The following is a 13327-nucleotide window of genomic DNA, read 5'->3' as shown; positions in this document are numbered from 1 at the left end:
TAACTTCCTTTTCTTGGTTTTTACGACTGAAATAGCCTTGGTGAGAGTTCTTGGTGGTTTATTTGGTCCATCTCTATCTGCCAAGCTGAAATCGCCGATCTATCTGGAAGCGATTTAGGCCGAACCATGGCTAGCTTGGCAGAAGATTCCAGAATCGTGCCCATCATCTCTAGTTGTGCGAATTGGCCAATTCGTCCACAGCGAACCAGTACCGATGTGGCGGCCAATGCCTGGGTTTGTAGATAAAAGAGCCTGGTGAGATCGATCGGCCATTTAAGGCGACCAGAGATAATTCCAACGATGCTTGATGGTTCCCGAAGATCTTCCTGCAGTTTTGTACCGTAAGACGGATTGCTCGCGAACAATTTATTGCCTGCTATTTCAATAGCGCGAGCGAGGGATATTGCAGACTTTCGTCCTTCGTAAGTTGATCGACTTGCATGCAAGATCGTGTCCTCTTTGGTGATTTGTTGGGTGGTGGCTTGTGGAGTTTGCAAAATCTCTGAGATCTTTGATATGTTTTCGAGATCGCCATACCAAAGGGAATGGACCATATAGTTTTCAATCCAATTGAGGCCCTTCTCTGGGTCTGCGCCATCTTTTGAGGCGGCGAAGGTCTCAAATCCAAAGCTATGACCGTATGCTCCCGCGGGAAACGCTGAATCAAAGAAGTAGTGCATTTGCGATATCTGGCGTGCGTCGGATCTTTTATTGGAGCTCTCCATAGTTAAAGCTGGCCCTTTACCTTGGTGAAATAATCTTTCAAAAGAGAAAATAGCGTTGAGCTAGAGGGAGTGACCTTGCCGGCTGTGAAGTTAGAAGCTCACCATCGAGTCGCACCTCGTATGTTTGGGGGTTTACCTCAATATCTCCAACTCTGTCATTTAGCACCATTGCAGCTTTTGTAAGAGTCCTTGTTCCTTTGACGGGAAGTCTCTTGCGATTCGAATTTTTGAAGCTACTACCGCTGCTAAGGCTGATTTCAGAGACGAACGTGAAGCCAACCGACGATGCGGCGAGTCCCATGGATGCAAATTGTGACTTATATAGGCGTGGCTCGGGAGTAGGTATGGACGCATTGGGATCACCACTGACAGCGCACGAAATCATTCCTGCTTTGATGATCAGTTCGGGTTTGACTCCAAAGAATGCCGGTTTCCAAAGCACCAAGTCGGCAATCTTCCCAACTTCGACGGAGCCTACATAGCTCGAGACTCCATTGGCAATGGCTGGGTTTATTGTGTATTTGGCGACGTATCGCTTTACTCGATTGTTGTCGGATCTATCGCTATCACCTTCGAGTGGACCTCTCTCTTGCTTCATTTTGTGGGCGGCTTGCCATGTCCTAATGATTACCTCACCGACCCTACCCATCGCTTGACTATCGGAGGAGATCATAGAGATTGCGCCGAGATCATGTAGAACATCCTCGGCGGCTATCGTTTCAGCTCGAATTCGAGAGTCAGCAAAGGCTATATCTTCAGCTACAGACTTGTCCAAGTGGTGACAGACCATCAGCATGTCTAGGTGCTCTTCTATGGTGTTGAGGGTATAGGGTCGTGTTGGATTTGTACTAGAGGGAAGAAAATTTGAAAGGCCGGCAACCTTTATGATGTCGGGCGCGTGGCCACCACCGGCACCCTCGGTGTGGAAGGCATGGATGGTTCGACCTGATACGGCATTTATCGTCTCTTCGACAAAGCCACTTTCATTCAGGGTATCCGTATGAATTGCAACCTGAACGTCCATCTCGTCGGCGACATCTAGACAGGTGGAGATGGCCCTAGGTGTAGACCCCCAGTCCTCGTGCAACTTGAGACCCATAGCCCCGGCGATAACTTGTTCTCGCAGCGCCTCGTGTGACGATGAATTTCCTTTGCCCATGAAGCCCACGTTGATCGGTTGATCTTCGAATGCCTCGATCATGCGGGCCATATACCAGGCTCCGGGTGTCACCGTTGTTGCGTTTGTCCCAGTAGCCGGACCGGTTCCGCCTCCTATCATGGTTGTAATGCCAGATGAGACTGCGGCTTGGATCTGATCTGCAGATATGAAATGTATGTGAGAGTCGATTCCGCCTGCGGTGAGAATCATTTTTTCTCCGGCGATTATCTCTGTGCTCGCACCGATTTCAATCGTGACACCTTTGGAGACGAGAGAGTTTCCCGCGCTTCCGATCGCTAAAATCAAGCCATCTCGGATAGCGATGTCAGCTTTATAAATTCCACTGTGGTCCAGAATTAGCACATTGGTGATGACAAGATCTGGCGCACCCATTGAGCGTGTAATGATTGGGTTCTGACCCATTGAATCACGGATGGTCTTACCGCCGCCGAATTTGGCCTCTTCGCCCTTGGTCGTTAGATCTTTTTCCACCTCTACGATGAGGTCGGTATCGCCCAAGCGCACTCGGTCGCCTGTTGTGGGTCCGTAATGACTGACATAGATTGATCTAGGGATTGAACTTGCCATTAGATTTATCGTTTCATCTCAGGGGCCGACGTCGATTCTGGTGTGGTTAGCGAACCGCTAAAGTGAACCAAATTCACGTTTCGATGTTGACCTGGCTCAAAGCGCATAGCAGTTCCACTGGCGAGATCGAGTCGAGTGTGAAATGCCAAGCTTCGGTCGAATAAGAGCGCGTGGTTGCTCTCGTAGAAGTGAAAGTGCGATCCAACCTGGATGGGCCGATCTCCGCTATTGAAGACTTCGATTTCTACGATTTGAGAGTCAGAATTGATAAGAATATCTTCCTCTGTGAGGAAAAATTCGCCTGGAATCATGTCTGTCCTTTTGTAATAAAGTTGGTGACTCTAGGAAGTTGCCAACTTTGAGCTTGGAGTTGACGTCTTTGTTGAACTATGAGATTGGGTTGTGGACCGTGACCAATTTGGTGCCATCTGGGAATGTGGCTTCTATCTGGATCTCCTCTATCATCTCTGGAATACCTTCTAGAACTTGATCCGCTGTTAATATTTGAGTGCCGTAAACCATAAGCTCAGAGACGCTTTTACCATCTCGGGCGCTTTCGAGCAGTTCCGAGGAGATCAATGAAATTGCCTCCGGATAGTTGAGACGTAGACCCCTCTGAAGGCGCCGTCGAGCAAGATCTCCGGCTACCACTAGAAGGAGTTTTTCTTTATCCCTGTCGGTAAGTAACATTGATTGACTCGCTTTTGCCTGTTAGTTTTTCCGTAAAACGAAGGTTAGCGCATGGAAACTATAGAAGGATCCCCTATGCACTTCTTGATGCACTATTTAACAAAGATGAAACATTTCCTTCAATCTTAAGAGTTCAATTAGCTAATTTAGTATTTGTAATTTTGTTGATATTTAATCTATTTTCTGCTTCTAGATAGATTATTTTTTGACACTACTATCTCGCCAGGATATCTTTTAGGTATTCCTTATCTCCTTTCGGAGAGGATTTTATTACCACTTGAGCGGCGAGTATTGATAGCAAGGCTATCAAATGCAATTTAGACTGGCTGATCTATTTTCCGTCAGCAATTATTTTGACTCCTGGCTGACCTCTAATATGGCGCTTGTTTTCTTAGGTAAGTCGAAAGTGCGCTTCTTGCCAGGTGCAGTTGTTGAAATGGTTCCTGGGGGTTTTTTGTGTGACGCCATAGAGATTCTCTATCGTATTGATATCTAGTGGATCTCAATTCCTTGCTTTGTCTTGAATTTAAACCGCGCTAATTCAAATGAAAGTCCTGGTAGGCCTCTTGTTACCACCTAAAATATGAATTAAAGGTAAAGTTTAGGTAAATATAAAAGGATTTATTTCTTTAGAAATGAGTGTCGATGAACAGTCTTGACCGTAGTCTCTATGAGTCCGTAAATCGTTTTGCTAGGAACACCTCATTCGCTCACGGGTTCATGAGCGCCTATGCGGTCTATGGCGGCCTGGTAATCCTTGGGTTGCTCGGTTTCTGGGCTTTTCTTAGGGCGAGAAAGGTTGGGGCACTTCAATCAGCTCGAGTCGTTTGGGTTGGTGCAGCTACGTTGATAGCCTTGGGTCTGAATCAGCCTATAATTCACTTTTTTGGACGGCCGCGACCTTATAACTCGATACCGGGAATGGAGGTCTTGATAGCTAGGGCTAATGACTTTAGCTTTCCCTCTGATCACGGGACGGTGGCTGGAGCCATGATCGTAGGGCTCCTGTTGGTTGATCGAAAGGTAGGAATTTTCGCTGCGGTATTTGGGCTATTTCTTGGCTTTGCTCGAGTCTACGTAGGAGCTCATTATCCGGGTGATATCGTAGCTGGCTTGATTTGGGCTGGCCTTTTTGTCGCTGTCACGCTTCCTCTTGCGACAAAGCTTTTGAGCCGCCCGGCTGAGTATCTACTCCATACCGGGTTTGCGCCGGTTATTTCAAGTGGAGGACGCCGAGCTATATAGGCGGATTTTGATCACGTGTATCCAATTCGAAACCGTTCGCTTCTCTGGCTAGTTCGATCTAATGGGATCGGTATATCGATGGTTTTAGACTATAAATCTGGCGAGATTCTTTGTCATAAATGGGGTAATTATGTTGTATGTGATGAATGTTATTTCTTTTAAGCTTATTTTTGTTCGATACGTTCGCTCTTATTGATTGCGTGATGACCTCGCCCCTACTCTGCAAACATACTTGTTGAATTTTCGCGAATCTACGAAGTCCATATGCAGGGAATTTATCGAAGCGACGCGTTTGTCCGTAATGACACTATGTCGCATTTACTAACACAAATATGCACTGGACGGTGTCTTCTGTTAGATTTTAGTTAGGATCGATTTATCAGGTGGCTTTGATGGATGCGATGGCTGTAGAAGTAGTTTTAGCCATCTAAAGTTTTACTCTCAAGCTTCTCAAGCTTCTCAAGCTTCTTCGGGGTGAGATATATGATTCCGTTTGGATCGTTTGTTTGATTTGGCTAGCTCAAGGTTGCCCCTGCAGAGCGTTGTATGGGGAAATTGATATTTTAGCTAGGCAAAGTAGATGCGATCGTGGTAGAGGAGTGCCTGCCGCCCTTCCCTAAAAGACGTTTGTTTTCGTACTATTTGGTTTTTGATAAGGCAGCCACACGATACGGAAATAAAGGTCTTTTTTGGGTCCGAACCAGCTGGTTTGGATCTATTTTGGCTCGACAGAGATCCAAATACGAGCGGTTGATGAGGGCAAAAGGAAGGTGATATTTCGTGTCCCAACACGGGGGAGTCGTGACACGAAATCGGTACACCGAGGTTTTATTCAATTCCAAAGAATGCTTCTTTTAGCGTGTCGTTATTGTTGAAGTCACTTACTGATCCAGTAAATCTCGTTTTTCCACCTTCAATAACACTTACCGTATCGGCGATACTTAGGAAAGATATGTTTTGTTCTGCTATGACGAGAGTTATCCCGCCTCTGAGTTCTGCAAGACGTTCGATTACTTCGTTTACGTACCTCGGAGAAAGGCCTGACGAAGGTTCATCCATCAGCAGAATCTTAGGTTCGGATATTAACGCGCGCCCGATTCCGACTAGCTTTCGCTGTCCACCTGATAGTCCTCCAGCGAGTGACTTTCTGCGTTCTTTGAGTTCAGGGAATCGTTCGTAGATGTTGTCGATTTGATCTCCGACTGATTTCGTCTTGGTGCGCAAGGAACCCAAGCGGAGATTTTCTTCGACGCTCAAATCAGGGAAGATTCCCTGTTCGCTCATGTAGCCAAGACCGTGTTTTACACGTTCGGCAACAGCTAGAGGGGCAATGTTAGTGCCATTCATCTTCAAGTCACCGGACCACAGAGGCAGTAAGCCGATCGCTACTTTTAGAAAGGTGGATTTACCCGCACCGTTCGCTCCTAGGACGACTTGGATCTCATTTTCTTTAACGCTCAGGCTTATATCCCATAGCACTTGCATCGAACCGTAACCGGACGTTAACTGTGACACCTCAAGCATCGTGTGCACCTCCCAGAAAGACCCGCTTTACCTCTTCGTCTGAGAGCGCGTCGCGAAGGGATCCAGAAAAGATACCTTTGCCTGCGCTTAGAACAAAGACCGAATCGACAACTTGCTCCAAAAATCCCATTAAGTGTTCCACGACGATAAGCGCTATACCATTTTGTCGAAAGTTGGCTAACATCTCGGCAACTTCGGTTAGCTCTGTCGGAGTTAATCCGGCTGCTAGTTCATCAACAAAGATTACTTTGGGATCTAGTGCTAGTGCCCGAGCTAGATCCAGCCTTTTTTGCTGAGAGGCTGTTAGCTTTTCAATCGGATAATTTGCACAATCGGCCAAGTTGACTTTTCTTAAGATTTCTGGGATCGATGTCCGGTTTTTGGAGTGGATCGAGGAGACCGCCACGTTCTCATAGACTGAAAGGTCTCGGAAAGGTTTTGGTATCTGAAAGGTTCGATTTATCCCGGCTCTCGCAATGTCATGAGGGCGTTTCCCTGTGATATTTAGGCCTTCTAAGGTTATGTGACCGTGCGCAGGCTTATAGAGTCCACAAACCGTGTTTACCAGTGTTGTTTTCCCTGAGCCGTTGGGTCCAACCAGGCCTAAGGCTTGACCTTGGAAGAGTTCTAGAGATACATCGTTAAGTGCCTTAAATCCGCTAAATATGGTCGTAAGATTTTCGATCTTTAGAAGACTTTTCGATTCAGTCATTTTTTGCCCTGACCGTGGTGATTTTTGTAGTGATGTAGTTCCAAAAGCCAGCTAGCCCTCGGGGTGCAAAAAGGACCAAAAGTACGATTACCATTCCGTAGATTAGCTGGAAGTATTGTGGATTTGAAACCCCAATTGCGTTATAGATCGCATATAGAACGACCGTGCCAATCGTCGGACCCCAAATGGTTCCAACACCTCCGAATAGGGCGAAAACGATAGCTAGCACTGAGAGGGCCGGGTCGAACACTGCTTGGGGATAGAAGACGCTTGTCGACCAGCCAAAGACACTGCCTGCCATACCTGCTATGGCAGCTGCGATTAACCATGCATAGAATCTTTGGCGTGGTACGTTCACTCCAGCCATTGATGCCGAATATGAGTCGTCACGGATCGCCTTGAGCGTCAACCCGAATTTCGAAGAGCGCACAAAGCTTGTAGCAAGTATCGATAAGGCTGCCAAGGCTATAGCGGTTCCATATGCCGTTCCAGAGGAGTAAAATCCTGCTAGGTTGAGGCCGTATGGCCCATTCGTAATCGACTGGAGGGAGGGGTTGGAGATTATCGTGTAGATCGCTTCGCTGGCTGCTAGAGTTCCAATCGCGAAATAGGCCCCACGCAATCTAAATAATGGTAACAAGATTGCACCTACAAGTGCTCCCGCTACGCCGCCAATGATAACGGCTAGTACCGGGGGAACGTTATAGTCCAGCATTACAAGGCCAGAGGCATAAGCTCCGACTCCGAAAAAGCCGAAATAGCCAAATGGCAGGTATCCAGTGAATCCATAGATGATATTGATTCCTTGGGCGAGCGCAATGTAAATTGCCATGTAAGTTAGGAGCAGTTCGTTCGAATAGAGGTGGACACCTACGGCAAATGCAACGATTGGCACCAATGCTGCAATCGCTGGAGAGATCAGTTTCTTTCCCTTTGATCCTGTCTCTAATGTCAGATCTAGATCATCTAATTTAGGCAATTCTCTGCCTTCTTCCGAATAAGCCTTGAGGCCTAATGAGCATTGTGGCGATGACTAATGCATAGGGTACAAGGTTTGACCAGCTAGGAATGTAGACCTGAGCCAATTGGTAAAAGATTCCGAAGATGATTCCTGCTGCGATCGTTCCCAATGTGTTTCCTAAAGATCCAAAGACGATGATTGCAAAGGCAGTAATTGTAATTGCAGTACCTTCGGTAGGACTGACTCCGCCAAATATAAATACTCCCCAGACTCCAGCACAAGCTGCAAGTGCAAAGCCGATTCCAAAGTAGATACCGGAGACTCTTTTAGAATTTATTCCAGCTACTGCGGCCTCAACGGAGTCGGAGATGACGGCCCTTACCTGAAGGCCGATAGATGTGCGATAGAGAAAGATCACAAATATTGCCAGTAGTGGAATGATGACTAAAGCGCTCACCCACCAGGTGGCTGGGTAGCCTTGACCAAAGAGCACTAGGCGAGATGTTGGTATCGACGAGACTGGCAAAGATCTTTCAGCACTTCCAAAGACGAGCGAGGCCAGTGCCTGAATGACCTCTGAAAGGCCGAAGAACAGAATCAACGAAAGCATTTCGGGATCTGAAGCTTTTACGAGGCGTGGTGCGATCAATCGATTCAATAGATAGCCAAAGAGTACGGTTATTGGAATTACTATTATGGTCGAAAGTATCGGTGAGATGTGGTAGGTATTGTAGAGTTCCCAGGCACCATATCCGCCGAGCATTATGATGTCGCCATGTGCGAGATTGATTATCTTCTGCGCACCGTAAACGACATTTAATCCCACAGCCAATAACGCATAAAAAATGCCTAGGAGAATACCGCCTATAACGGCGTATTCGAAGAGCACAGATTTTTCCTTTACTTATACGAAAATAGCCACCGCACTAGCTGTCAAAGTGACAAGCATGGAGCGGTGGCTATTTAGGGGAATTAACCTACAGGAGCAGGGTAGACGGCAGAGCCGGTGGCTTGGCTGGCAGGATAGACGGCTTTGAGTGTGATTCCGCTGCTTGATGGGAAGAGCTGTGCTACTGGAAGAAGTTCGCCAGTTTGAGCTCCCTCTGAATTTATGACGAAGTTCCCATTAAGTGTGTTCAAATGGCCAGATGCCGCAGCCGCTCCGGCGCGTATATCGGTTTGTGAGAGTGACTTAGCATTTTTTAGCGAAGCTTGAATTACAAGTCCTGTATTGTATCCATCTAACGACAGCGAGTTTAGCTGACCAGGGAATGCAGCAGCGAATTGCGTCTTGAATTGGGAGCTATTTAGTCCCTCGGATACCGTTGGATAATTGACATAGAAGTTGGTTCCATAGGTGTAGGTGTATGCCAAACCTGCGGTTCCTACCTGTTGCTGGAAGAGACTCAGTAGCTGCCCTGGAAAGACGGTAAATACCATCTTGAAGTGCATCCCGGAGCTCTGAACGTTTTGAAGGAACGGAGTGTCATTGGCTGCGTAACCGAACTCTAGAACCGCATCTGGCTTGGATGCCGAGATCGTTTGCAGGAGTGTACCGAAGCTTGTGGTAGATGATGGTACACCTTGGTAGTATGCGACATTGATTCCGTTTTGCGAGAGGATGCTCTTTAGGGTGGTCGCCTGCGAAGCATCGAAATCGTTGGTTCCATAGAGTACTGCAAGGTTCTTGATCTGCTTGGAGATGAGGAATTTTGCTAACACGTTGGGCCAAATGGAAGATTCGGGTAGATCAGTCAGAACTATGTATTTATTTTGTGGTGTGAAAAATGGAATGCCGGTACCAGTTTGGTCGAAGAGTACGACCTTATGAGCTTGAGCCAAGGAGACAGCTGGAGCAGTCAACACTGATCCAAAGTCTGAGACAAAGATATTAACTTTATCTTGAGTTAAAAGCTGATTGTAGAGAGTTGCAGCAGTGGTAGCTGAACTTAAGTCGTTGTATGCGATGAGCTTTAGCGGAATTCTTTTCTTATATCCACCAACGTAAACACCACCTTTTGCGTTCTCGGTTTTGATCCAAAACTTAAGGCCGGCTAATTCCGGCAGTGATGAAGTGGCGAACGATCCAGAACCCGAATAGGTAGTACCGACGGTGATCTGGGCTGGTGCAGCCGGCAGGTTAGACGCGCTAGTGCCCGAACTGCCCGAGCTAGAAGACGATGTGGAAGATGATCCGCATGCTGCTAATGCTATACCGAATGATGCGGCAATCACTGGAAATGTTTTTTTACGCAACTATTTATCCCCTTTAAATTTGCTTTTGTTCCACCTTTAGTGATGAAGATCCCCCGTCTCCATAAGGTGCTTACCTAGAATAGCATGAAAACTAAAAAAGTAAAGTCAGCGCTTTGGGAAATTTGATTTCAGAGAGTTTCCGGTCTATTTTTGATTGATTTGACGATTTTATCAATCATTTTTTATCTCCGTGATCTTACCAATACTTTGTATTATTTGTTTCCAAACTATCTTCGTTCTAGACCTGGCTCTTGAACGATCTTGCTTCGATGATTTATTTGCTAGGGCTAATCGGGAAGCGGTGTCATGATATCTGGCATGCTCTTAGTGGGGTTTAGCCGTATTTTTTTGGAAAGGACCTAGCTGAACCGGCTTTTAGAGGGTTGGGCACCCGTTGAGTGGATTTGGCCCTAGGTGATAGATGAGCGATTTGCCTCTGTTTCTCAATTGCAATTGCTCATAGTCGGTGCGTAAAGTTAATAAACGAGGTAGAGGAACAGGTGCCGCTTCCGCTATGGCAAGTGGTGCAAGTGAATTTTGCGCCTTGGAATCTATTTGGGCTTTGTTGGTTTTTGAGATGGCGAGTAAGTTCTTGTCGCGATTGGCTTAGTCGAGCTAATACCATATAAGGGTTACTTGATTATTCTTGTTGTCACCCAAATTTGAATATTAAGTGTTCGCTATGTGGCTTTTGGCCAGGTAAAGCTAAGGTCGTAGGTGGATTAGAAAATGAGGATTTTGGCAAATGTACGTTCCGGCATATTTGACTGTCTAGTTGTTGTAGTTTTTGTAATGATCGGTCGTTCCGCCCATGGACACGGAGAGACCATCGCCGGAATAGTAACTACCGCATGGCCATTTCTCTCAGGAACGACTCTCGGATGGTTGATTATTAGACCATGGATGACTTCGACGCAGATCTATCCAGTGGGTGTTGTAGTTTGGCTCTCAACGGTTATCTTTGGTCAGTTGTTTCGTGTGATCTCGGGCCAGGGAACTGCCCTAGCTTTCATTGGAGTTTCACTAGGCTTTTTGGGATTAGGTTTGGTGGGTTGGAGGGCTGTTGCGTCGTTCTTTTCTAGATCCAAAGGGACCTTCTTGCTCAAATAGGCTTTGTCTTTCCCGTTTACACGCCGAGGAATAACCTGTATGTAAATCGATTCGCCTAGTCATGATTTGTGTCGACCATGGTTGGTTTGAATTTGGGTTTGACTGGTGCCTAGCGTTAGCTGGTTGCTAGCGAGGGTTTTATGGACGGATGAAGTTTTTCTAGCAATGATTACAGTAATTGGATCAACTAAGTCCAGTCAAACCCCTTAATGTTCAATCGATGGGTTAGTTCTCCGAGGCCGGAATCCATGGGCCAAGGTTGACCTTATCTAATCGAGTGCCAAAGCTATCGCATCGTATTTAGGTCATTGGTCAACTTCCTTCAGCGGGCTTGCAGGGTTTGCACCTTGGCTCAAAGAAGCACTGACTTTCTATCCCCGGCGCTATATCCCCGGCTCGTTACCCCCGGAAGCCGGTCTTTAGCTCCCGCAGCGTCGATGGGGTTTTTTCATTTGCGATTTTGCCGAGTCTGGGCGCTTTTGTTGGCTTGTATCGATGATGGATCCGAATCGAAGTGTTGATTTCATTGCTTTATTAGAGCCATGGTTTTGAGTGTGTTGAAGTTGCAGGGCCATTTTTAGGTTGGGCCTTGACATGGATTCTGTTGGTAATTTGAGTGATTGTTTGTCCCAACCTCTAAGAGGCGATTGGGCGAGAGACGTTCCTTCTGTGGCCTATTAGGGTTCGCTCGACTTTATTTATCCTCCAGCAATCGCTCCTAAGATGTCGATTCTAGGGGTTGCATGTCGAATATATTCTTTCAATGATTCGTTTATGGGCACATTGGAAATGTCTTGCCCATCGGCGAAGAATCTAATGAAGGCTCGACGCGATTGCGTCGTTGGATTTAGGATTGTGCCTCGAAGCATAGGGAATTCTACTTCTATCGTGCTCACAATCGCGGCTAATGTCAGCTCGCCTGATATTTCAAGAGTTAATTCTCCGGAGATATTTGCTAGATCCCTGAGGTGTTGGGGAAGGCGGATTTGTATCATTCAAGTGTATGTGCTTCTACGGATAAAACAGAGGGAAGGTGGGAGGCTAGTTCCATGAAGGAATCGCCTGAATCGCGAGAGGCGTAGATTTCCCCAGTTGTCGTGCCGAAATATATACCACAGGGATCGCATTGATCACTGGAGAGAGCTCCTCTTAGGACATTCCCGTAGAAGTGGCTTTGGGGCAGCCCTTTTGACATGGGTTGCCAGTCGTAACCCCCGCTTTGGCTTCTGTAGACTCTTAGCTGGTGGTCCGGGGGAAAGTGCTCCGAGTCACTTTTTATGGGGATCACGTAAACGGTTTCTGGATTGTTGTAGTCGACTGCGATTGCGAAACCAAAGTCACTTGGTAAATTGCCTGATATCTCGTACCAATTTTCTCCCGCGTCGTCACTGCGCATTACATCCCAATGCTTTTGCATGAATAGCACCTCAGGCTTCGATCGGTGTAGCGCTAGGCGATGCACGCAGTGTCCCACTTCTACGTCGTCATCGGGAAGATAGTCTGCTCGGAGTCCCTTGTTGATCGGCTTCCAATTTAGTCCTGCGTCATCACTTTTAAATGCGCCAGCTGCTGAAATTCCTACGTAGATCCGATTTGAGTTGGTCGGATCTTGAATAACAGTATGAAGGCATAGCCCACCGGCGCCAGGTTGCCACGAACCAGCCGTTGAATGTTCTCTCAGTCCATGCAGTTCGCCCCATGATTCTCCGGCGTCGTGCGAGACGAATATAGCCGCATCTTCAATACCTGCGAAGACCGTTTTTTCGTCAAATAGGGAAGGGGAGAGATTCCACACCTTCGCGAATTCCCATAGATGAGAAGATCCGTCATACCACAGGTGTGGTTTTGGTTCACCGGAGTAGTTGAAGCTGTTCGAAACCGCTTCCCAGGTCTTGCCGGCATCGAACGACCGCTGCAGGACTTGTCCAAACCATCCGTTGAATTGCGACGCGTAGATGAGATTTTTATTTAGTGGTGATGCATTGATGTGGTAGATCTCCCAACCCCCAAAGAGAGGCCCTTGTATCTGCCATTGTGATCGGCCATTGGCGCTATCTATTATAAAGGCTCCCTTTTTGGTGCCAATTAGCAACCTGACCTCAGTCACAGCAGCTCCTTTTTTTCTATTCCAGACCAAAGAAAAAGGACTACACCGGATCTTTTGTCTTTAAGATTTCCGACGTTATTGATTTATGATGTTATCACGTCAAATTCAAGAGATTATGAATTAAGTCGTAAATTGCAACTAACAGTTTCTGCTTTGAGGGTTCGCGTAGGAGGTGGATTTTTACAAAAGACAATCTAGCCACTGGTTTTCGCACTTAATCCGGATCTTTGAGTGTGCGCCAGACGTTACA

General features: G+C 46.8%; 14 protein-coding genes. 3 read left to right on the top strand and 11 right to left on the bottom strand.

The annotated features are described in order from the left end of the window. Positions 1 to 20 precede the first annotated feature (20 nt). The 4 genes from ACIDITHRIX25_RS78805 to ACIDITHRIX25_RS78790 all read right to left on the bottom strand — a co-directional run bounded on the left by ACIDITHRIX25_RS78805 (position 21) and on the right by ACIDITHRIX25_RS78790 (position 3162). Positions 21 to 725, bottom strand: a complete 705-nt coding sequence (locus ACIDITHRIX25_RS78805) for an urease accessory UreF family protein (RefSeq protein ID WP_052605890.1) — start codon at positions 723 to 725, stop codon at positions 21 to 23. Between the two features lie 37 nt (positions 726 to 762). Next, positions 763 to 2472, bottom strand: a complete 1710-nt coding sequence (gene ureC / locus ACIDITHRIX25_RS78800) for an urease subunit alpha (RefSeq protein ID WP_052605891.1) — start codon at positions 2470 to 2472, stop codon at positions 763 to 765. Between the two features lie 5 nt (positions 2473 to 2477). Continuing rightward, positions 2478 to 2783, bottom strand: coding sequence for an urease subunit beta (ureB, locus tag ACIDITHRIX25_RS78795; protein ID WP_052605892.1), 306 nt, complete (start codon positions 2781 to 2783; stop codon positions 2478 to 2480). A 76-nt stretch (positions 2784 to 2859) separates the two neighbouring features. Beyond that, complete coding sequence (locus ACIDITHRIX25_RS78790; protein WP_052605893.1) at positions 2860 to 3162, bottom strand: urease subunit gamma; 303 nt, start codon at positions 3160 to 3162, stop codon at positions 2860 to 2862. Positions 3163 to 3472: 310 nt separating this feature from the next. Between ACIDITHRIX25_RS78790 and ACIDITHRIX25_RS78785 the strand changes: the two genes are divergently transcribed. Both ACIDITHRIX25_RS78785 and ACIDITHRIX25_RS78780 read left to right on the top strand, forming a co-directional pair. Then, positions 3473 to 3658, top strand: a complete 186-nt coding sequence (locus ACIDITHRIX25_RS78785) for a hypothetical protein (RefSeq protein WP_201733273.1) — start codon at positions 3473 to 3475, stop codon at positions 3656 to 3658. Positions 3659 to 3807: 149 nt separating this feature from the next. Then, complete coding sequence (locus tag ACIDITHRIX25_RS78780; protein ID WP_201733272.1) at positions 3808 to 4407, top strand: phosphatase PAP2 family protein; 600 nt, start codon at positions 3808 to 3810, stop codon at positions 4405 to 4407. 828 nt (positions 4408 to 5235) lie between these two features. Here ACIDITHRIX25_RS78780 and ACIDITHRIX25_RS78775 read toward each other — a convergent pair. The 5 genes from ACIDITHRIX25_RS78775 to ACIDITHRIX25_RS78755 all read right to left on the bottom strand — a co-directional run bounded on the left by ACIDITHRIX25_RS78775 (position 5236) and on the right by ACIDITHRIX25_RS78755 (position 9860). Next, positions 5236 to 5931 (bottom strand): ABC transporter ATP-binding protein, encoded by a 696-nt coding sequence (locus ACIDITHRIX25_RS78775; protein ID WP_052605896.1) that lies wholly within the window; start codon positions 5929 to 5931, stop codon positions 5236 to 5238. Next, a complete protein-coding gene (locus ACIDITHRIX25_RS78770; protein ID WP_052605897.1) occupies positions 5924 to 6643 on the bottom strand; it encodes an ABC transporter ATP-binding protein in 720 nt (239 codons plus the stop codon). The genes ACIDITHRIX25_RS78775 and ACIDITHRIX25_RS78770 overlap by 8 nt, the downstream gene beginning before the upstream one ends. Further along, the gene (locus ACIDITHRIX25_RS78765) at positions 6636 to 7622 is read right to left on the bottom strand and encodes a branched-chain amino acid ABC transporter permease (protein ID WP_200891263.1); all 987 of its coding nucleotides are present in this window, start codon (positions 7620 to 7622) and stop codon (positions 6636 to 6638) included. Before ACIDITHRIX25_RS78765 ends, ACIDITHRIX25_RS78770 begins: the two co-directional genes overlap by 8 nt. Beyond that, entirely contained in the window at positions 7615 to 8493 is an 879-nt protein-coding gene (locus ACIDITHRIX25_RS78760; RefSeq protein ID WP_201733271.1) for a branched-chain amino acid ABC transporter permease, read from the bottom strand. Before ACIDITHRIX25_RS78760 ends, ACIDITHRIX25_RS78765 begins: the two co-directional genes overlap by 8 nt. Before the next feature lie 83 nt (positions 8494 to 8576). Further along, positions 8577 to 9860, bottom strand: coding sequence for an ABC transporter substrate-binding protein (locus tag ACIDITHRIX25_RS78755; RefSeq protein WP_201733270.1), 1284 nt, complete (start codon positions 9858 to 9860; stop codon positions 8577 to 8579). A 738-nt stretch (positions 9861 to 10598) separates the two neighbouring features. Here ACIDITHRIX25_RS78755 and ACIDITHRIX25_RS78750 point away from each other — a divergent pair. After that, positions 10599 to 10970, top strand: coding sequence for a DUF3054 domain-containing protein (locus tag ACIDITHRIX25_RS78750; RefSeq protein WP_201733269.1), 372 nt, complete (start codon positions 10599 to 10601; stop codon positions 10968 to 10970). Between the two features lie 698 nt (positions 10971 to 11668). Here the strand turns inward: ACIDITHRIX25_RS78750 and ACIDITHRIX25_RS78745 are convergent. Together ACIDITHRIX25_RS78745 and ACIDITHRIX25_RS78740 are read right to left on the bottom strand one after the other, a co-directional pair. Next, on the bottom strand, positions 11669 to 11965 hold the full coding sequence (locus ACIDITHRIX25_RS78745; protein WP_201733268.1) for a MoaD/ThiS family protein: 297 nt from the start codon (positions 11963 to 11965) through the stop codon (positions 11669 to 11671). Next, positions 11962 to 13077 (bottom strand): WD40/YVTN/BNR-like repeat-containing protein, encoded by a 1116-nt coding sequence (locus tag ACIDITHRIX25_RS78740; RefSeq protein ID WP_201733267.1) that lies wholly within the window; start codon positions 13075 to 13077, stop codon positions 11962 to 11964. Before ACIDITHRIX25_RS78740 ends, ACIDITHRIX25_RS78745 begins: the two co-directional genes overlap by 4 nt. Positions 13078 to 13327 lie beyond the last annotated feature (250 nt).

The sequence above is a fragment of the Acidithrix sp. C25 genome (genome assembly GCF_904848545.2).
Note: the sequence above shows the minus strand (reverse complement) of the source record. Positions and strands in the feature narration are given on the sequence as shown.